The 21074-nt window shown below is 44.8% G+C and carries 20 protein-coding genes and 1 pseudogene; all 21 read right to left on the reverse strand.

The annotated features are described in order from the left end of the window. Window positions 1–94 precede the first annotated feature (94 nt). The 21 genes and pseudogenes from urtA to iscR all read right to left on the reverse strand — a co-directional run bounded on the left by urtA (window position 95) and on the right by iscR (window position 21003). Complete coding sequence (urtA, locus tag AB4482_RS07110) at window positions 95–1381, reverse strand: urea ABC transporter substrate-binding protein (RefSeq protein ID WP_004735113.1); 1287 nt, start codon at window positions 1379–1381, stop codon at window positions 95–97. 293 nt (window positions 1382–1674) lie between these two features. Continuing rightward, entirely contained in the window at window positions 1675–1902 is a 228-nt protein-coding gene (locus AB4482_RS07115; protein WP_017062829.1) for a zinc ribbon domain-containing protein, read from the reverse strand. 36 nt (window positions 1903–1938) lie between these two features. Then, window positions 1939–2927, reverse strand: a pseudogene (locus AB4482_RS07120) (sensor domain-containing diguanylate cyclase). A 289-nt stretch (window positions 2928–3216) separates the two neighbouring features. Next, window positions 3217–4119, reverse strand: coding sequence for an alanyl-tRNA editing protein (locus tag AB4482_RS07125; RefSeq protein WP_372131463.1), 903 nt, complete (start codon window positions 4117–4119; stop codon window positions 3217–3219). A 131-nt stretch (window positions 4120–4250) separates the two neighbouring features. Then, a complete protein-coding gene (der, locus tag AB4482_RS07130) occupies window positions 4251–5732 on the reverse strand; it encodes a ribosome biogenesis GTPase Der (RefSeq protein ID WP_017062511.1) in 1482 nt (493 codons plus the stop codon). Between the two features lie 158 nt (window positions 5733–5890). Further along, the gene (bamB, locus tag AB4482_RS07135) at window positions 5891–7051 is read right to left on the reverse strand and encodes an outer membrane protein assembly factor BamB (protein WP_017062512.1); all 1161 of its coding nucleotides are present in this window, start codon (window positions 7049–7051) and stop codon (window positions 5891–5893) included. Window positions 7052–7061: 10 nt separating this feature from the next. Further along, window positions 7062–7676, reverse strand: a complete 615-nt coding sequence (locus tag AB4482_RS07140; RefSeq protein ID WP_017062513.1) for a YfgM family protein — start codon at window positions 7674–7676, stop codon at window positions 7062–7064. A gap of 79 nt (window positions 7677–7755) precedes the next feature. After that, window positions 7756–9024 carry a histidine--tRNA ligase gene (gene hisS, locus AB4482_RS07145; RefSeq protein ID WP_017062514.1) on the reverse strand — a complete coding sequence of 423 codons (1269 nt, stop codon included), beginning with the start codon at window positions 9022–9024 and terminating at the stop codon, window positions 7756–7758. 70 nt (window positions 9025–9094) lie between these two features. Next, a complete protein-coding gene (ispG, locus tag AB4482_RS07150) occupies window positions 9095–10216 on the reverse strand; it encodes a flavodoxin-dependent (E)-4-hydroxy-3-methylbut-2-enyl-diphosphate synthase (RefSeq protein WP_009848294.1) in 1122 nt (373 codons plus the stop codon). 7 nt (window positions 10217–10223) lie between these two features. After that, window positions 10224–11180, reverse strand: a complete 957-nt coding sequence (gene rodZ / locus AB4482_RS07155) for a cytoskeleton protein RodZ (RefSeq protein WP_372131465.1) — start codon at window positions 11178–11180, stop codon at window positions 10224–10226. A gap of 440 nt (window positions 11181–11620) precedes the next feature. Next, on the reverse strand, window positions 11621–12763 hold the full coding sequence (locus tag AB4482_RS07160; protein ID WP_017062516.1) for a bifunctional tRNA (adenosine(37)-C2)-methyltransferase TrmG/ribosomal RNA large subunit methyltransferase RlmN: 1143 nt from the start codon (window positions 12761–12763) through the stop codon (window positions 11621–11623). A 433-nt stretch (window positions 12764–13196) separates the two neighbouring features. Next, on the reverse strand, window positions 13197–13631 hold the full coding sequence (ndk, locus tag AB4482_RS07165) for a nucleoside-diphosphate kinase (protein ID WP_016797173.1): 435 nt from the start codon (window positions 13629–13631) through the stop codon (window positions 13197–13199). Between the two features lie 106 nt (window positions 13632–13737). Next, a complete protein-coding gene (gene pepB, locus AB4482_RS07170) occupies window positions 13738–15033 on the reverse strand; it encodes an aminopeptidase PepB (protein WP_065584659.1) in 1296 nt (431 codons plus the stop codon). 206 nt (window positions 15034–15239) lie between these two features. Beyond that, complete coding sequence (iscX, locus tag AB4482_RS07175) at window positions 15240–15440, reverse strand: Fe-S cluster assembly protein IscX (RefSeq protein ID WP_004740335.1); 201 nt, start codon at window positions 15438–15440, stop codon at window positions 15240–15242. A 134-nt stretch (window positions 15441–15574) separates the two neighbouring features. Next, window positions 15575–15913 (reverse strand): ISC system 2Fe-2S type ferredoxin, encoded by a 339-nt coding sequence (gene fdx / locus AB4482_RS07180; RefSeq protein ID WP_010440525.1) that lies wholly within the window; start codon window positions 15911–15913, stop codon window positions 15575–15577. Between the two features lie 20 nt (window positions 15914–15933). Next, window positions 15934–17784 (reverse strand): Fe-S protein assembly chaperone HscA, encoded by a 1851-nt coding sequence (gene hscA, locus AB4482_RS07185; RefSeq protein WP_017062518.1) that lies wholly within the window; start codon window positions 17782–17784, stop codon window positions 15934–15936. A gap of 22 nt (window positions 17785–17806) precedes the next feature. Continuing rightward, entirely contained in the window at window positions 17807–18322 is a 516-nt protein-coding gene (gene hscB / locus AB4482_RS07190; protein ID WP_010440522.1) for a co-chaperone HscB, read from the reverse strand. A gap of 84 nt (window positions 18323–18406) precedes the next feature. Next, window positions 18407–18730 carry an iron-sulfur cluster assembly protein IscA gene (gene iscA, locus AB4482_RS07195; protein WP_010440519.1) on the reverse strand — a complete coding sequence of 108 codons (324 nt, stop codon included), beginning with the start codon at window positions 18728–18730 and terminating at the stop codon, window positions 18407–18409. Between the two features lie 98 nt (window positions 18731–18828). Continuing rightward, window positions 18829–19206 (reverse strand): Fe-S cluster assembly scaffold IscU, encoded by a 378-nt coding sequence (iscU, locus tag AB4482_RS07200; protein ID WP_004735094.1) that lies wholly within the window; start codon window positions 19204–19206, stop codon window positions 18829–18831. 33 nt (window positions 19207–19239) lie between these two features. Next, entirely contained in the window at window positions 19240–20454 is a 1215-nt protein-coding gene (locus AB4482_RS07205; protein WP_010440514.1) for an IscS subfamily cysteine desulfurase, read from the reverse strand. A 27-nt stretch (window positions 20455–20481) separates the two neighbouring features. Further along, the gene (gene iscR, locus AB4482_RS07210) at window positions 20482–21003 is read right to left on the reverse strand and encodes a Fe-S cluster assembly transcriptional regulator IscR (RefSeq protein WP_010440512.1); all 522 of its coding nucleotides are present in this window, start codon (window positions 21001–21003) and stop codon (window positions 20482–20484) included. Between the last annotated feature and the right edge of the window lie 71 nt (window positions 21004–21074).

The raw sequence follows: 21074 nt of genomic DNA on the forward strand, positions 1-21074 counted from the left end.
TGTTACCTGAAACGATGAGCCTTCCGTTCGCTTCGCCCGTTAAACAGACGCGTTCTTCCCAAACCGGAAGGCTCAATATTCCTGAATTGACGATCTAGTTACCGCCAGAACACTTCTTCGTTTCGACGTTAAACGCACCACATGAGAATGGCTTCGACCAGCTAGAGAACAGTTTTGCCGATTCAGGTAAGTAACTCGACCAAGCATCACCCGCCACTAGTCCAGTGGTTTCCCAAACGATATCGAATTGACCATCGTCTTGGATTTCACCGATCAGGACTGGTTTAGTAATGTGGTGGTTTGGCAGCATGGTAGAGTAGCCGCCAGAAAGGTTAGGTACAGACACGCCAATCAAGGCATCTTGCACAGATTCAGGATCGGTTGTGCCCGCATTAGTGACCGCTTGAGCCCACATATTGAAGCCAACATAGTGCGCTTCCATTGGGTCATTGGTGACACGCTTTTCACTCTTGATGAACGACTGCCACGTTTCAACGAACTCTTCATTAGCTTCAGTATCAACACTCATGAAGTAGTTCCATGCCGCTAGATGACCAACCAATGGTTCTGTGTCCATGCCTGACAGTTCTTCTTCACCAACAGAGAATGCAATAACTGGGATGTCTTCAGATGAAATGCCTTGAGCGCCTAGCTCTTTATAGAAAGGTACGTTCGCATCGCCGTTCACAGTAGAAACCACAGCGGTTTTCTTGCCTGCTTCGCCGAACTTTTTGATATCAGAAACGATAGATTGCCAATCAGAGTGACCAAATGGCGTGTAGTTGATCATGATGTCTTCTTCTGCGACACCTTTATCTTTTAGGTAGGCTTCAAGGATCTTATTGGTAGTACGTGGATAAACGTAATCGGTACCTGCAAGTACCCAACGCTCAACTTCAAGCTCTTCCATCAAGTAATCCACTGCAGGGATCGCTTGTTGGTTTGGCGCGGCACCGGTGTAGAAAACGTTTTTAGAAGACTCTTCGCCTTCATACTGTACTGGGTAGAAAAGGATGCTGTTGAGTTCTTCAAAAACAGGCAGCATGGATTTACGTGATACCGATGTCCAACCACCGAACACCACATCCACTTTCTCTTTTTCGATAAGCTCACGTGCTTTTTCTGCAAATAGCGGCCAGTTTGACGCAGGGTCAACCACGACAGGCTCTAGCTTCTTGCCAAGCAAACCGCCCTTTTTGTTCTGCTCTTCGATGAGCATTAGCACGGTATCTTTTAGCGTTGTCTCACTGATCGCCATGGTGCCAGAGAGTGAGTGTAGAACACCGACCTTGATGGTCTCATCAGCAGCAAACACTGTTGCAGAAGAAAATGAAAGTGTTGTACACAGTGCAGCTAGCGATAAATTGAACACCTTGTTCATGATATTACTCCATAATTGTATTTTTGTTATTCAATTACAGAGTTACAAGAAGAGTGCCAAACTTATAAACCAATGAAATTATTTATAAGCAATTGTATTAATAGAATTTAAAAGAAACTCACACCAATAGAGTGCATAGCAATCATGTAACTATGTTTCATACTGGTGCAGTGACGGTGGGAATGAACCAAGATGACACATTCCTGTTCTTCAGATACAAAAAAGACCCAACACTTTAGTATTGAGTCTCTGGTATAACATCACCGATGGTCGTTCAAACCATGAGTTTAAGGCTATTCCGCTGGTTTAAATTCGAATTTTACTCTCGACTTAGATTTCAACTCGTTGCAATCACCGTTGCAAAAATAGCTCGCCGCACCACAGGCTTGAAGCTTCTCAAGTTGGCTGCTGCACTCAGGACAAAACCCAACTTTAGTAAAGTGAGCCTGACAACTTTCACAGTGATACTTGCCATCCCAAGCTAGCTCAGACTGGCATTTAGGGCAGATATTTTCACTCATTAGCATTTCCTAATTTACTACTATTTTTACAATCTACTACTGTTGAGACTTGGCTTGCTTGATTTGATACATGTTCTTATCAGCTTGTGCGATCAACTGGTCTAATCCTTGAGGATCTTTGTCACAAGAAAGCCCGACACTCACCGAGAATTGCACATCATTGATATAAAGCGCTTGTTGCAGTGCTTTCTCTAAGCTGTGGTAGAAGCTAACAACGCTTTCTTGATCATCAAAACATGAGAACACCACAAACTCATCACCACCATAACGCCCTATCTTGGCACATGCTGTGGTTGCCTCATCAAGAACTTCGGCAACCGCCAGCAACACATCGTCACCGAAACTATGGTCATAGGTATCATTTATTGATTTGAACTTATCGACATCAACAAACAAACACGCCATCACCTTTTCAGAAAAGCATCGCTTGGCCAACACTTTCTCCGCTTCATTAAACAATGCGCGACGATTCAAGCAATGGGTTAAAGAATCTCGATTAGCGAAAAAGTTTAGCTGGTTCTCCAGCTCAAACTTCTCTAGTGCTACCGAATACAGGGAAGCCAGTAGCTCTAAGATCTCGAGCTCAAATTCATGTGGTTCAGAGATGTACTGGCTATAAATAGCGAAGGTAACCAACACATTACCGCGCGACGAGATAATGGGGACCGACCAACAGGCATGTAAATTCGCTTGATTGGTTAAGACCAGAAAAGGTGCCCAGTTTGGGTGTGCATTTATGTTGGAGACCATCACTGCTTTCTTAAGCGCAGCTGCCTCGCCACAAGAGCCTATCCCCGCACCAATTCCTATCCCTTCAATCTGTTGATTGTAAAAATCAGGCAGGTTTGGGGCATACTCAAGGTGTAACGTTTAGACTCTGAGTTGAGCAGTAAAATTGAAGCCATGCGCTGCTCGGTAAGCTGAATAATCTTGTGATTTAAATCTTTGCGATCCATCCCAAGCGCAAGCTTCCGCAGCAAACTATTGACGGCTCGATGACCTTCTAATAAAAATTGTTGTTCCATTCACTAAGGCTTTCAATTGTGTAATCGGGTACAGCTTGTTCCTATGCAAGCTTGTTATTGGTTAATAATAGCACACTAAATTAGTACGACACACAATCGAAGATCATAGGTTGATCTTTCGCTTTATCTATTTTGATCAGCGATCTACCCCAAAAAGAATATTTATATCACCACACACCGAAAGCATAAGTTACATGTGCTGCATTTCAATTTTAAACAGTAATTTATATTAAAAGTTACATGCAAAAACAAAACAAACAGCACAAGCCATTTCGATCTGTAGTCTAGATCATCGAATTACATGCGTCAGCATTTCAATATGCTGGTCATCTAACTGGGTTAACTTAACGGATAATGCCTTAAGTTCTGAGGTGTTCTCAATGTGAGTACCACCACACGGAATAGACACTAAAGTGTCGGCATCCAACTGCCATTCCCAATAGCGAGAGTCTGTTAATGCTTCGCCTTCCAGTCGCATTACAACTGGCGTCGGCTCTGCAAACCAGCCCGCAATCATTTGGTTGATATCAGCTTCGATGTCATCAAGACTTGCTAGCATATCTGCAACGTTCAAACCACGCTTCTTCAGGGTTTTGCCTAAGCGATACTTATCGGAACACAGCTCTGGAGTCACAAAGCTCGTCACTTGTGCGTAGCTATTGAAGTCGTAACTGCCAAGCGGATCTTTTCTATCCGCATCTTTACGCCAGTAGCGCTCAGCCAATACTTTATTCAAAGCTAGGAAAGCGATGTGGCCAGCACTGTGACCACGGCTCAAACTGGCTTGGTACTCTTTATCAACCGACAACACGACTTCGTCGTTAACCTTAATCATAGAAGCAGATGTAGGTAGCTGGTGGACAACAACAAACGCCCACCCTTCCGTATCACGCTTAACAGGGATATCTGCTGCGATATGAAGCTTTCCAGTAGATTGTTCTATAGCACCAACAAGGCAGTCTTCAACTGGATATAGCACGTCACCAACACTCACAAAGCCTTGGTCTGCAGGGTGATCTGGCCAAATGTGACTCACTGGGTGGAAGGGTGTCACGTCGGTGATCAGGTAAGTTTTGCTGTCGTCGCTTTCAACGTACTGCGCTTTAGCATTGAGCTGCCAAGCCTGATGACAAAATTGAGTGATGGTTGGTGTGATTGCTGACACAGGTGTAATCAAATCGCTAGTAGTCATATCGTTCTTCTTCTGGAATCTAGTCTGATTCGTTGAGCCATGATGATAAAAACGTATTGTTATGGCTTAACGTGAATTTTGCTTAAAAAAATACCCGAGACAGGCTCGGGTATCAAATCTATTGGAAAGGTTTACTTACGACCTTTAACCATGCTCATCATACGTTTACGTTTACGTTCTTGAGAAATTGTCAGCTTGTTAGTCTTAGCTTCAAATGGGTTCTCGCTGTTCTGGAATTGAATGCGAATAGGTGTACCCATGATTTCTAGTGAACGACGGTAGTAGTTCATCAAGAATCGTTTGTATGAATCTGGCAAGTTACGAACTTGGTTGCCGTGGATAACGATAATCGGTGGGTTGTAGCCACCAGCGTGCGCGTATTTCAGTTTCACACGACGGCCACGAACCATAGGCGGTTGGTGATCATCAGTCGCCATCTTCATGATACGAGTTAGCACAGAAGTACCAACACGAGTAGTCGCTGACTTGTAAGCTTCTTGTACAGACTCAAACAAGTGACCAACACCTGTACCGTGAAGTGCAGAGATAAAGTGAATACGTGCGAAATCAACGAAGCCTAAGCGACGGTCTAGCTCTTTCTTAACGCGTTCTTTAACGTCGTTATCTAGGCCATCCCACTTGTTTACGGCAATAACAATTGAACGACCAGCGTTCAACGCAAAGCCTAGCAAGCTTAGATCTTGATCAGAGATGTTTTCGCGAGCATCGATAAGCAGCAATACAACGTTAGCATCTTCAATCGCTTTCAGTGTTTTAACCACTGAGAACTTCTCTACCGTTTCGTTGATGTTTTTACGACGACGAACACCCGCAGTATCGATTAGAACGTATTCACGCTCGTCACGCTGCATTGGGATGTAGATAGAGTCACGAGTCGTACCTGGCATATCGTAAACAACCACACGCTCTTCACCAAGAATACGGTTCGTTAGCGTTGATTTACCTACGTTAGGACGGCCAATGATCGCTAGTTTGATCGGTTGATCTTGAAGACGCTTGAATTCTGCTTCAGCTTCTTCTTCTGTAAATTCAACCTGCTCTTCTTCTTCGTCTTCAAACTCAGTTAAGTCGCTTACTTCGCCATTCTCAGCTTTTAGCGCTTCTGCGAATGGGTTAAGAGCAAGGTCAATAAGTGCAGTAACACCACGACCATGCGCCGCAGCGATTTGGTACATGTCTTCTACACCTAGTTGCCAGAAGTCAGCACTTGCAGCATCAGGGTCGATACCATCAACCTTGTTTACTACTAGCATTGAAGGCTTTTCTAGTTGACGTAGGTGCTTAGCAATCGCCACGTCTGAAGGTGTTAGACCCGCACGGCCATCTACCATAAATAGAACGACATCAGCTTCATCAATCGCCGCTAGCGACTGTTCAGCCATTTTAGTTTCAACACCTTCTTCAGTACCGTCGATACCGCCAGTGTCAATAACAATAAAGTCATGCTCGCTAAAATGAGCATGACCGTATTTACGGTCACGCGTTAAGCCAGGGAAATCCGCAACCAATGCATCACGAGTTCGAGTCAATCGGTTAAATAACGTAGATTTACCTACGTTCGGACGCCCTACTAGAGCAACAACAGGTACCATAACAACCTCTACAATTTCTTCTCTAAATGTAGTTATAGGTAAGCACTTGTTCGCAAGTTTAAACTCTTACCTATAACCACACGGTTTATTAATTTTTAACAACAAAACGGCTCCTGGCTGTTACCAACCAGGAGCCGACTGTGAATTATATCACGCTTTTATTGGCTAATCGTTAGTTTCTTTACATCGCCATTGCGAGTCGTCACTAAGTAGCCTTCAGGCAGTTCAATTGGTGCAACCGCAAAGCCGCTATCATCGACAAGCTGTTGAGCAACAAACTCACCCGATGAACGATCCAACCAGTGCAGATAACCTTCAGTATCACCCACGACTACATAACCATTAATAATAGCAGGTGCTGTCAGTAAGCGGTTTTCTAACAATGGAGTGCTCCACAGTTCAGTACCACTACGCGCATCAACCGCAACCACATGGTCTTTGTCGGTAACAACGAACAAACGGCTACCATCACTTGCTAAATCAATCGCTGATGAGTAGTTACGTTTCCAAATTGGCTTACCAGAACGAAGGTCGATAGCAATCAGCTGACCATTGATACCTACGGTATACAGGGTGCCACCAAGAACAATTGGAGATGCATCAACATCAACCAAACGATCAATTTCCGTTGCACCTTTTGGTGTGCCTACTGGCTGTTGCCAAATAAGCTGACCACGATCAACGATAGCCGCAGCTAGACGACCATTTGCTGTACCCCAGAATACACCACCAGAAACTGCAACAGGCGAGCTATCGCCACGCAGTGTTAGGCTTGGTACTTCCGTACTGATGGTCCATTTTTGTTCACCGCTTGCTTGATCTAACGCGATCAACATACCGCGACTGGTATGAACAATGACCATGTTGCTATCAGTTGCTGGGGATGCAAGCACCTCACCATTGACTGATACACGCCACAGCTCTTCACCGGTCGATTCTTCCAGTGCGATCACTTCGCCATTTTCAGAACCAACAAAAACTTTACCGTAAGCCGCCGTTAAGCCACCCGATAAACGAGCCAATACGTCTTTCTCAAGATCGACTTTCCACAGCGCTTTACCTGTATCAGGATCAAGCGCTTTAACCATACCTTCACGGCTTGCAACAAACACTTTGTCGTAAGCCAATTCTGGCGTTAGTTTTGAAAAGTAGTGACCAACACCATCACCAACCGACGTAGACCATTCCTGACTAGGAGTGAACTCGCTGTTTACCGTTGGGACTGGAGCCATGATTACGGTGTCTTCTTCACCCGCACAGCCAGCTAGTAGGCCAAGAGCAATCGCACACAACGCCGCTTTTGGAAACATCTTCTTCATTCAAAGCGCCTTATTTAGCTAGGTCGTCAAGTTTGATTTGAAGCGTTTGGCTAGCGTCAACAGCTTGCTGTGCTTCTGTGTAAGCACTGTATGCTGCGTCTGTGTCGCCTTTACGAAGTGAGATATCACCACGCAGTTCAGCAACACGGCCTTTCCAAGATTCATCTGTCATAGCAGCAAGATCAGTCAGTGCTGCGTCAAATTCACCTTGCTCAGCTTTAATACGTGCAACACGGTAAGTAAGTAGTGGCGCAAGTGCCGCGTCCTTAGTTGCCGATTTTGCCCACTCGAGCTGTTCAAGTGCCGCCGCTAGATCGCCTGCTTGTACTTGTACTTTTGCTAGTTGCATAGCAGCAAGTACTGAGTACTCAGCATCTTTGTTTGCGTCGATGAAAGCTTGAATATCAGATTGAGCATCAACACCCTTAACATCAAGAGCTGAAATTACAGAGGTGTAGCTTTCTGAAGCTGCTTCACGCGCTTCAACTACTGAATCTTGGTAATAGCGCCAGCCAAATAGACCACCTAAACCAATAACCGCACCAAAGATTACGGCTTTACCGTTCTCTTTCCACCAATCTTTAATGGCTTCAACTTGTTGCTCTTCGCTATCGTAAAGTTCCACTTCCTGTCCTCTTTAATTCTTTAAACGCCAGCATAGTGCTGACGTTAGTATTCATTATGAGCGTTTGCTCAATGGCTAATTAGATTAGCGCAGCAACTTTCTCTGCAACTTCCGTTTGAGACACGGTTTCTTGCTCGCCGCCAACCAGATCTTTTAACACAACTGTATTGTCAGCAACTTCGTTCTCACCAAGTACCAGCGCCACAACAGCACCTACTTTGTCAGCACGTTTGAATTGCTTCTTGAAGTTACCACCACCGAAGTGGTTCATTACACGCACGCCTTCAACGGTGTCGCGTAACTGATTCGCTAACTGCATGCCCGCGATCATAGTACCTTCGCCAGCAGCAACTACGTATACATCAACGCTACGACGAACTTCTGTTAGCTCTAGCGTTTCCATCATCAGAACCAGACGCTCTAGACCCATTGCAAAGCCAACTGCATTTGTTGCTTTGCCGCCTAGTTGCTCAACAAGACCATCGTAACGACCGCCGCCACATACTGTACCTTGAGCACCAAGGCTATCTGTGATCCACTCAAATACGGTGCGGTTGTAGTAATCTAGGCCACGTACTAGACGCTCATTAACTTGGTATTCGATACCAACAGCGTCAAGAAGTTCACACAAACCAGCAAAATGTTGCTTCGATTCTTCACCTAGATATTCAGATAGTCGAGGTGCGTCACCTAAGATAGCTTGAACATCAGGGTTCTTAGTATCAAGTACACGTAGAGGGTTAGTGTGCATGCGACGTTTGCAGTCTTCGTCAAGCACATCAATATGTTGCTCAAGGAAAGCCACTAACGCAGTGCGGTAGCTTACGCGATCTTCTTGAGAACCGATTGAGTTCAGCTCTAGGCGAACGTGCTTATCGATACCTAGCTCACGCCATAGACGTGCTGTCATCATGATAAGTTCTGCGTCAACGTCTGGACCGTCTAGACCAAACACTTCAACACCACATTGGTGGAATTGACGGTAACGACCTTTTTGAGGACGCTCGTGACGGAACATAGGGCCCATGTACCATAGGCGCTGTTCATCACGGTTGATAAGGCTATTTTGAATACATGAACGAACACAACCTGCTGTGCCTTCTGGACGCAGCGTTAGGCTATCGCCATTGCGGTCGTCAAAGGTGTACATCTCTTTAGAAACAACGTCTGTCTCTTCACCAACTGCACGGCTAAATAGGTTTGTTTCTTCAACGATAGGCATACGTACTTCGTTGTAACCGTATGCACTCACCACGTTTTTAACTGCGCTTTCTACTTTCTGCCACAGTGGTGATTGAGTTGGAAGGCAGTCGTTCATGCCTCGAATTGCTTGAATATTTTTAGCCACAGTATTTATTCCGTAATTTCTCACGACCAGGTGTTAGTGCGAATAGACAATCACACCCCATCGCGTTGTATTAATCTTCTAAGTTTTCTACATCAATGCGATTTGCTTTATCAAGCACTGACGCTTTTGCACGAATCTTAGCTTCAAGTTTGTCGACAAGGTCATCGTTGTCGAAGCGCTCTTTCTGACGCTTACCATCTTCGTAGAAGGCACTCTTACGTGCACTACCAGCTAAACCTAAGTGAGACACTTCAGCTTCACCAGGGCCGTTAACCACACAACCGATGATAGATACGTCCATTGGAGTGATCACGTCTTCTAGGCGCTCTTCAAGGGCATTAACGGTGTTAATAACATCGAACTCTTGACGAGAACAGCTCGGACACGCAATGAAGTTGATGCCACGCGAACGAATGCGCAAAGATTTAAGAATATCAAAGCCAACTTTGATCTCTTCAACCGGATCAGCCGCTAGCGAGATACGCAGCGTATCGCCGATACCTTCAGAAAGAAGCATACCTAAACCTACCGCTGACTTCACAGAGCCAGCACGCGCACCACCCGCTTCGGTAATGCCAAGGTGAAGAGGTTGATCAATCTGCTTAGCCAGCAAACGGTAAGAACCGACTGCTAGGAATACATCAGACGCCTTAACGCTGACTTTGAATTGATCAAAGTTCAGACGGTCTAGGATATCTACGTGACGCATTGCTGATTCAACAAGCGCTTCTGCTGTAGGTTCTGTGTATTTCTCTTGGATCTCTTTCTCAAGAGAACCGCCGTTAACACCAATACGAATCGGAATATTCATATCACGTGCACAATCAACAACTGAGCGGATACGGCTTTCGTTACCGATGTTGCCTGGGTTAATACGCAGACAGTCAACGCCGTATTCCGCCACTTTAAGTGCGATACGGTAGTCGAAGTGAATATCAGCAACCAAAGGAACAGAGACCTGCTGCTTGATTAGCTTAAAGGCTTCAGCTGCATCCATAGTCGGTACAGATACGCGAACGATATCAGCGCCAACTTTTTCCAGAGCTCTAATTTGAGCAACGGTCGCGGCTACATCTGTTGTTCTTGTGTTGGTCATGGATTGCACAGCAATTGGTGCACCATCACCGATCGGCACATCACCCACATAAATACGGGTTGATTTGCGACGAATAATAGGAGATTCGTGTTGCATATTAACTCTAAGGTAAGGTTATTCTAGCTACTTTGCCTGAAGTATACCCAGAAAGGTCGACAGGTTCACTTGCAAATGTCATTGATACGCCTTCTGGCGCACCTAGAATCACTTTATATGGCGCAGTTCCTGATAGATTTAACGACTGACCTGCTTTTTTGATGCCAGTCGACAAGGTTTTACCCGTTGCATCTTTTACTTGGATCCAGCAATCAGCGGTGAACTGCATCACTAGTTCGTTAGCCACAGCTTCAGGAGCCGTGCTAGCTTCAACCGTTTCTGCATTCGCAACAGCTTCAGCAGTTGGCTCTGTCTCTGTTGCTTGTTGTGCAGGAGTTTCGTCAGCTGGAGTAACAGCATCTGAAGTATCTTCCGCATCGCTTATCGCAGCAAGGCCTTCAGTATCTTCAACAACAGAAGCACCCGCTTCATTTTGTTCAGCTTCAATCACTTCTAAAGAGGTGAATTCAGGGGCAAGTGATTCTTCTACCGCGAGCTCTTCTGAGCTTTCGGTATTCGCTAAAGATTGAGATAGGGTGTCTTGTTGTTGGTTCTGCCACCACCAAAGTGAGGAGATACCCGCAATGACCGCAAAAATACTCCAAGTCAGGATCATAATACGGCTGTTGTGCTTCTCGGTTTTGGTCTTACGAGAAAAGCTCAACATTTCTTGCTCTTGATGCTGAGCATCACCGGCATGATGCAGCGCACTCAATACGACTTTTTCGTCAAGATTGACGTATTTCGCGTATGAACGAATATAGCCACGCATAAACGTCGCCACTTGATCTGACTCGAATTGGTTTTCTTCAATTTGTTGGATCAGAGTAACGCGAAGTTTCAAGCGATCAGAAATCTGCTTTTGCGTTAAACCAAGAGATTCTCGTTTGTTCTTAAGCAGCGTTCCCGCTTCCAAAGCTGGAGCTACGGTTTCTTGCGTTTGTGTATCTTGTTCTGTGTTCATAGAGAGTGAACTTCTAAAGTATTATCGCAGGTTGAGGAGAGCGTTTTCTTATTGTCGTTTAAGCTCAATCTAACAACCCACGTTATGTGGAATTTTTCCTGCTATCTAAATCATCAACCCTTAAAGGCGAACATCATTCATTTGTTATGGATGACCTTCTCAGGAAGCTAGTTTATCAAGTAGCCAACCTAAATAGACATATTGATGATCAGTAGCAAGCGAGCACTTAAATTAATTTAAGATTAGTTAATCATAAGCTAATGCCATTACAAGGCAAAAACACTTTAAACAAAATTTACCGTCAGCTCATGGTTTTGTCCAAAATTTGACGAAAAATGTAAGAAAGCGTGGGCAAGAAGTCCAAAAAATCAAAAACTGCACCCCAGAAAAGCAACAAGCCAGAAGTAAGACTTCTGGCTTGTTTAGGTTCTAATCGCGTTTTATACCGCTTTTACTTCAATCACACCACCGGCAATCAAGTTCGCTTCAGAGGCTGCTTTAAGCATTTTAGTACGCTTGGTTCTATCAATCACATCACCGACTAACTGACCACACGCGGCATCAATATCATCACCACGAGTCTTACGAACGGTTACTGTGTAGTTGTATTCCATCAGCGTTTTTTGGAAGCGATCAATACGAGAGTTGCTTGGCTTCTTATAAGGCGACCCCGGGTAAGGGTTGAATGGAATCAAGTTGATCTTACAAGGCGTCTCTTTCATTAGCTCAGCAAGTTCACGTGCGTGGTCCATATCATCATTCACATGATCCAATAACACGTACTCAACCGTTACTTTACCGCGGTTAGCATTTGAAGATGCAATGTAACGACGAACAGATGCTAGGAAGTCTTGGATATCCCAACGGTCGTTGATCGGCATGATTTGGCTACGTAGTGCATCGTTTGGCGCATGTAGAGAAATAGCCAATGCGACATCGATGTTGTCTGTCATTTGGTCAAGGCCAGAAACAACACCAGAAGTTGATACGGTTACACGACGCTTAGACAGTGCGAAACCTAGATCATCAAGCATGATTTCTAATGATGGCATTAGGTTCTTCATGTTCAATAGAGGCTCGCCCATACCCATCATTACAACGTTAGTAATTGGACGACGACCGGTTTCTTTTTCTAGGCCGATTTCGCGAGATGCACGCCAGATTTGGCCAACAATCTCTGAAACTTTTAGGTTACGGTTGAAGCCTTGTTGAGCTGTAGAACAGAACTTACATTCAAGTGCACAACCAACCTGTGAAGATACACATAGCGTCGCACGGTCACCATCTGGGATGTATACCGTTTCAACGTCTTGGTCGCCAACGCTCATCGCCCATTTAATTGTGCCATCTGAAGAGTGTTGAGCTTCAGAAACAACAGGTGCAACAATCTCACAGCGACGTTGAAGTTTCTCACGTAACTTTTTGTTGATGTTGTTCATTTGTTCGAAGTCATCGACACCGAAGTGATAAATCCACTTCATCACTTGCTCTGCTCGAAACGCTTTCTCATTCAGTTCTTCTGTGAAAAATTTACGAAGACCTTTACGATCAAAATCGAGTAGATTGACTTTAGCTGTGGTCATGATGCCTCTCAATGACGGAACAATAATTAAGGGCGCGAATTGTACAGCCTTTACGCATGTTCAACAAGGGCTGTAAAACCCTGTGTTTACTAAGACATTCAAACTTAAGTGATTAAAGTTTGAACAGCTACCTTTCATTACTTACAATTCTGGAAATAAGAATAAGATTCCCAACTACGCTCCTGCGTCGCTATCGGGAATGACGTAAAAACTTACTCAGTCACTTTCCATTCATAGTCACCAGTTCCTAAAACCTCGTCATTCCAGAATCGAGGGACGAGATATCAGGAATCTCTAACTTCAACAGAGATTCCCGACTGCGGTCCTTAGTCACTATCGGGAATGACGACTAGGTAAACTATCTCTAACGTAAAATCCACTTACAAAAAAGGCCTCACCGAAGTGAAGCCTTTAGAATCATTTGCTGTGCCGATTATTGAGCTGGGCGTGGGCAAATTTCAGATTCTGGGAAGAAGAATTCGATTTCGCGAGCTGCAGACTCAGGGCTGTCGCTGCCGTGTACTGAGTTGTAACGCATGCTGATTGCGTAGTCAGCACGGATAGTGCCACATGCCGCTTCTTCTGGGTTTGTTTTACCCATAAGCTCACGGTAACGAGCGATAGCGTTTTCGCCTTCAAGCACTTGAACCATGATAGGACCAGAAGTCATAAACTCTTTAAGAGCCGGGAAGAACTCTTTGCCTTCGTGTTCAGCGTAGAAGCCACTCGCTTGCTCTTCAGTAAGACGAACCATTTTAGCAGCAATAATTTCTAGGCCTGCTTTTTCGATACGGTGGTAGATTTCACCAACAAGGTTACGCTTAACTGCATCCGGCTTAACAATTGAGAACGTTCTTTCTAGAGCCATAGGGATTCCTTCACTTCATTTTTTTGTTATTAAATACTGAAATTACTGAGATCTTTCGATCTGAGCTTTATGAATGAGCGGCACAAAATACCGCTCACCCTTATTATTATTTTGCTTGGTCGATAAGAAGACGAGCCAGTGTGCGAACGCCCATACCCGTTGCGCCTGCCGCCCACTTGTCACTTGCTGACTTACGGTAAGTACCCGCGCAATCCATATGAATCCAACCTTTTTTGTAATCATCTACAAAGTAAGAAAGGAATGCCGCTGCTGTACTTGCACCCGGTGTGTAATCGCCTGTGCTGATGTTTGAAAGATCAGCAAAGTTTGAAGGCAACATACCACGGTGGAAATCAGCAAGAGGCAGTGGCCATAAGCCTTCTTTCTCTTGGTTTGCCGCTGTTAGCGCTTGGTGAGACAACTCATCATCGAAGCTTAATAGTGCGTGGTAGTCGTTACCTAATGCGTTTTTAGCCGCGCCTGTTAGCGTTGCACAGTCGATGATCAGCTCAGGGCTTTGTGCACTTGCGTACATCAGGCCATCAGCTAGCACTAAGCGACCTTCCGCATCAGTGTTCATGATCTCAACTGTTTTACCGTTTTTGTAGGTAATGATATCGCCAAGCTTCAATGCGCGACCAGAGATCATGTTCTCTGCGCAACATAGAATAAGCTTGATGCGCTTGTTAAGACCGCGTTCAATCGCAAGACCTAAACCACCAGTAATCGTTGCTGCGCCACCCATGTCAGCTTTCATCGCTGTCATGAATTGGCCTGGCTTGATACTGTAACCACCCGAATCGAACGTAATACCTTTACCGACTAAACAAGCAAATACAGGTGCGTTTTCATCGCCTGTTGGGTTGAAGTCCAGTTGCAGCATTGCTGATGTACGCTCAGAGCCACGGCCGACCGCGTAGATGCCTTCCCAACCTTCGGTTAGTAGATCCTTGTCTTTAACAATCTTCGCTTTAACAGTGCCCGCTGGTGCCACTGACTTGATGTATTCTGCAGCCATTGTCGCAAGTTGACGAGGTGCCACTTCTTCAGCGGTTTTATTGATAATGTCACGCGTCCAGTCAGTTGCGCGAATACGAGCTTCAAGCTCAGTTTGATCGGCTTCTGAAAGTGCATCCCATTCCAATGCATTCTTTTTCTTTGGTCCACGGTAGCCTTGGTAGAAAGCCCAAACGCTTTCTAGATCCCAACCTTCACCACGAAGTGAAACGAATGCGATACCTTGTCCGTCAAGCGTACGACCCGCACGTTGAACTGCGCCTAGATCGTGGCCTTCACCAATGTGAATTGTCGCTCCCGCTTCTGAGAACGATAAAATAGCTCTTGCTCCCCACTGAGGCTGGGCAGCTTCTTGACTTAAAAATACTGGCATCTGTGTAGACATGATTTCTCCTTGTCATGAACCACTTCGAGAGTGTGATTCTGATTATTTTTTATTAGCTCACTGATGTTAGCATTATGTAGGAGGAAAATGTCATTTTGATAAAAAAACGGACCATAAGGTCCGCTTTTTTTAGTAAGAATTGTTAACTTGGCTGCGTTTTATATTGGACTGATGCCAACCCGCGACCAAATCATCAGATAAGAGGATTAATCCATCTCATCCATCCAGCACAAAATAATAGCCTCTAAGATTTTTTCATTCGAGTGGTTAGGCTCGTCGTCGAACTCTTCAAGGTCTAGCACCCATTGATGCAGATCGGTAAAACGTACCGTTTTAGGATCAGTATCAGGGTACAAATCACATAGCTCAATTGCGATATCTCGCGAATCAATCCACTTCAAGCTCATAACACTTCCTTATATTTATCAGCGACGCTCTGTCACCTTTATGATCTATATTCTAGGCCAGTTTTCTTAGTATGTTTGTCTAAGCAATAACTCTCTCAGTCATCGCTGTATTAGCCATGACTGAGAACAGGTTCTTAATGGTCTTCAGAAGCCAGGTTCAACGTGTACTTTGGAATCTCTACAACAAGATCCGTATCAGCCACTTTAGCTTGGCAACCCAAGCGAGATTCCATCTCTAAGCCCCATGCTTTATCTAGCATGTCGTCTTCTAGATCATCACTCTCTTCTAAAGAATCAAAACCTTCACGAATCACAACGTGACATGTTGTACATGCACACGATTTTTCACATGCGTGTTCAATACCAATACCGGCCTTCAATGCAACATCAAGAACCGTCTCACCAGTTTTTGCTTCTAAAACAGCGCCTTCTGGACATAGATCTTCGTGAGGTAAAACAATAATCTTTGGCATGTTTATCTATTCTCTAACTATTAAATATTATCGACTGACTGACCTGACAGTGCAGCACGAATTGATTTATCCATACGACGAGAAGCAAAGTCTTGGCTCGCTTTGTCGGTATTCTTAATTTCTAGTTCAATAGCATCAGCGTTGTCGCCATTACGCACTTCAATCAGTGCTTCAATCGCTTGAACAAGTTGTTGTTTGCCTTGCTCATCAAGTAGCTCGTCACCGTCGGCTTGCATTGCAGCGATAAGGCCTTCGATAACGCGATCCGCTTCTACGCGTTGCTCAGCAAGAGCACGCGCTTGCATGTCTTCTTTTGCAAACGTCATCGAATCTTTCAGCATGCTAGCCACTTCGTTGTCGCTTAGACCGTAAGAAGGCTTAACTTGGATTTCAGCTTGAACGCCAGTGCTCTTCTCCATTGCGGTAACTGATAGCAGGCCATCAGCATCCACTTGGTAAGTAACACGAATATGAGCAGCACCTGCAGTCATCGGCGGGATGCCTTTCAGAGCAAATCGAGCCAGTGAACGACAGTCATCAACCATCTCACGCTCGCCTTGCACGGTGTGTACTGTCATTGCAGTTTGACCGTCTTTGAACGTGGTAAACTCTTGTGCACGAGCAACTGGGATCGTGGTATTACGAGGGATGATCTTTTCGACTAAGCCACCCATTGTTTCGATACCCAGTGACAGAGGGATAACATCCAATAGCAGCATCTCAGAGTCAGGCTTGTTGCCAACTAAGATATCCGCTTGAATCGATGCGCCAATCGCAACCACTTCATCAGGGTTAATACTGGTTAATGGAGTACGACCAAAGAAGCCACCGACCATTTCACGAACAAGTAAGGTACGAGTTGAACCACCTACCATCACGACTTCTAGTACTTCATCCGCGTCAACTTCCGCATCTTTCAGTGCTCGGCGGCACGAAAGCAGCGTTTTCTTAACTAGTGGCTTGATGATCTCTTCGAACTCTTCACGAGTTAAAGAGCCAGACCAACCTAGTGCTTCAACATTAACGCTTTCAGCTTCAGATAAGCCAATCTTCGCTTCTGTTGCTGCGTCTAGAAGAATACGGTTCTGTTCTGCTGTCAGCTCTAACAAGCCCATTTGCTCTTGGAAATGATCCGCAATTAAATGGTCAAAGTCATCGCCGCCTAATGCAGAGTCACCACCGGTTGCTAAAACTTCGAAGACACCTTTAGACAGGCGTAGGATAGAGATATCAAACGTACCACCGCCTAAGTCATAAACAGCGATTACCCCTTCTTTACCTGAATCCAAGCCATAAGCAATCGCGGCTGCAGTGGGTTCATTAAGAAGACGTAACACATGAAGACCAGCAAGTTGCGCTGCGTCTTTGGTACCTGCACGTTGTGCATCATCAAAGTACGCAGGGACGGTAATCACGGCACCAGCCAATTCACCACCTAACGTCGACTCAGCACGTTGACCGAGTGCACGAAGAATATCTGCAGATACTTGAATTGGGTTCTTATTTCCTTGCGCTGTGTTAATCACAGGCAGGCCATTATCACTTTCTTCAAACTGATATGGCAGAGATGGGTATCGCTGTTGAATATCTGACAGTGAACGACCGATTAATCGCTTAACTGAGATAATGGTATTTTTAGGATCAGTTTGTGCATTTACACGCGCTTCATCACCAGTGGTGTACGACTCTGACTGATAGTGAACAACGGAAGGGAGAATACTGCGACCTTGTTGATCAACAAGCGTGCTTGCCTCACCACTGCGCACTGACGCAACCAATGAGTTTGTTGTACCTAAATCAATACCCACTGCAAGCTTGTGCTGGTGAGGAGCGGCGCTTTGCCCTGGTTCTGCAATCTGAAGTAGTGCCATGGATGTGTCCTTGTTATACGAACTAGCCGATCAAACGATCTTCAACTAACTCGATTTCATTCTTTAATTTTGCAATAAACTTAAGCTTTCTTACTCGGTCTGCAGCTTCTAACCAAGCTTCGCTGTCGAGTTCTTGTTGGATAGCGCTTAATTGTTGTTTATACATTTTGCTAACCTTTCCTTCAAATGCAAACAAAGCATCTTCAGGATCAGAACTGTCGGCGATATCTTCCAGCTCTTCACGCAATTCCATTTGCTCCATCAGGAACATAGGATCTTGCATAGTCTGCTGCTCACCACGAATATCCTCACCATGTTGAACTAACAGGTATTCAGCGCGGCTGACTGGATTTTTCAACACCTGGTACGCATCATTGATTTGCGCAGCTTTTTGCACAGCCAGCAAGCGATCTCGCTCAGAAGCCGTGGCAAATTTATCAGGGTGGAATTGGCGTTGCAGATCTCTAAACTGAGAAGAAAGAAGGCTACCATCCAGTTGAAACTGAAGTGGTAGCCCAAATAATTCGAAATGATTCATGTAACGGTGGTCCTAAGTTTAGGCTCTTTACTTAGAGCCTAATTTTATTCTTCGCTCATTATAAACGCTCAACGATTGAGGCGTTTATACATTGAAGCTCTCACCACAACCACATTCGCCTTTCGCGTTAGGGTTGTTGAATTCAAAACCTTCGTTTAGGCCTTCTTTTACGTAATCAAGCTCAGTACCGTCTAGGTAAACTAGGCTCTTTGGATCAATGATGACCTTAACACCTGAATGCTCGAACACTTCGTCTTCTTCGTTGAGCTCGTCAACGAATTCCAGTACATACGCCATACCCGAACAGCCAGTAGTTTTTACCGCTAAGCGCAACCCGATACCTTTACCTCGGTTATCTAGGAAAGCTTGAACTCGGCTTGCTGCCGTATCTGTCATGGTGATGGCCATACTACAACCTTGTGTTTTATATAAATTGAGAACTCAGGGGGAGCACAAAGGGTGCTCCCAAATATTACTTTTTTGAAGTGATTACGTTGTAGAAACGATTAGTGCTTCTTTTTGTAATCCGCAACCGCTGCTTTGATTGCATCTTCAGCAAGAATTGAACAGTGAACTTTCACTGGTGGCAACTCTAGCTCTTCTGCGATTTCAGAGTTTTTAATAGCAGCTGCTTCATCAATACTTTTACCTTTAACCCACTCAGTGACTAGTGAGCTAGAAGCGATTGCGCTACCGCAACCGTAAGTCTTGAATTTTGCGTCTTCAATAATACCTTCTGCAGATACTTTGATTTGCAGTTTCATTACGTCACCACAAGCTGGTGCGCCAACCATGCCGCTACCTACACTTGGATCTTCTTTATCAAACGAACCTACGTTACGTGGGTTTTCGTAGTGATCAATTACTTTTTCGCTATATGCCATGATAGTTACCTCGAATCCTCTATTTCCGTGAGATTAGTGATGAGCCCACTCAACAGTGTTCAAATCAATCCCTTCTTTATACATATCCCATAGAGGAGACATGTCGCGTAATTTATTTACTGCTACACGGATTTGTGCAATCGCGTAGTCGATTTCTTCTTCCGTAGTGAAACGGCCGAATGAAAAACGTACTGAGCTGTGTGCCAGTTCATCGTTTAAGCCAAGAGCGCGTAAAACGTATGAAGGCTCAAGACTCGCTGATGTACATGCAGAACCTGATGATACCGCTAAGTCTTTTAAAGACATAAGCAGAGATTCACCTTCAACGAAAGCAAAGCTCACGTTTAGGTTATGTGGTACACGTTGATCTAAGTCGCCATTTACCGTTACTGCTTCTAGATCTTGAACCCCTTTCAATAGACGCTCGCGAAGTGCTAGTGCGTGGTCATAATCTTTCTGCATGTCTTGTTTAGCGACAGCAAAAGCTTCACCCATACCCACGATTTGGTGAGTAGCAAGCGTACCAGAACGGAAACCACGTTCGTGACCTCCACCGTGCATCTGTGCTTCAAGACGAATACGTGGCTTACGACGAACGTACAAAGCACCAATGCCTTTAGGGCCGTATGCTTTGTGTGCAGAAAGAGAGATAAGGTCAACTTTCATCTCTTTTACATCTAGTGGGATTTTACCCGCAGACTGAGCCGCATCAACGTGGAAGATGATCTTGCGTGAACGACATAATTCGCCGATTGCAGAGATATCTTGGATTACACCAATCTCGTTGTTTACGTGCATGATAGAAACAAGAACCGTATCTTCACGCATTGCTGCTTGTAGCTTGTCTAAATCAATGATGCCGTTTGCTTCAGGCTCAAGGTAAGTCACCTCAAAACCTTCACGCTCTAGTTGGCGACATGGATCAAGAACCGCTTTATGTTCTGTTTTACACGTGATTACGTGCTTACCTTTCTTCTCGTAAAAGTGCGCTGCACCTTTGATAGCAAGGTTGTCTGACTCTGTAGCACCTGACGTGAAAACAATCTCACGTGGGTCTGCATTTAGTAGATCGGCAATTTGCTCACGAGCATTATCTACTGATTCTTCTGCCTGCCAGCCGTAACGGTGTGAACGAGATGCAGGGTTACCGAAGTTACCGTCCATCGTCATGCACTGAACCATTTTTTCAGCAACACGTGGATCGACTGGGCATGTAGCTGAATAGTCAAAGTAAATAGGCAGTTTCATTTTCTACTCCAATGTAAAAACTGACCGCTAAGAGCGGGCATTAACACCGTGAGGTGCTGCACTAATCGTTGTAGTGCTCGTATTTTTATGTGCAAAACCATTATTAACCGCAAGATCGATATCTTGACGATCAGAAATCTCTAAAACTTCGTTATCTTTCATTAGCTCACCGAGCGTAATGTCATTTAAGAAGCTGCTGATTCGGGAGCTTAAATCACGCCAAAGAGTGTGAGTTAAACAACGACTACCACCTTGGCAATCTGCTCGACCGTGACACTTAGTTGCATCAACTGATTCGTCTACTGCAGCAATTACAGTTCCGACAGCGATGTCGCTCGCTTCAGCACCTAAACGGTAACCACCGCCAGGACCACGAACACTAGCAACTAAGCCAGCTTTACGTAACTTAGAAAATAGCTGTTCTAAGTAAGATAATGAGATGCCCTGTCGCTCTGAAATATCAGCCAGAGGAACTGGGCTTTTTTGCGAATGCAGTGCTACATCTAGCATAGCTGTTACCGCATATCTTCCTTTAGATGTAAGTTTCATATCACACCGAATCCACATTGTTTATGTGGTTGGAATCTTCCCATACCTGACTAAATTGGTCAAGTATTTAG

This window comes from Vibrio sp. 10N.222.55.C7 (genome assembly GCF_041473335.1).
Classification (GTDB): Bacteria; Pseudomonadota; Gammaproteobacteria; order Enterobacterales; family Vibrionaceae; genus Vibrio; species Vibrio crassostreae_C.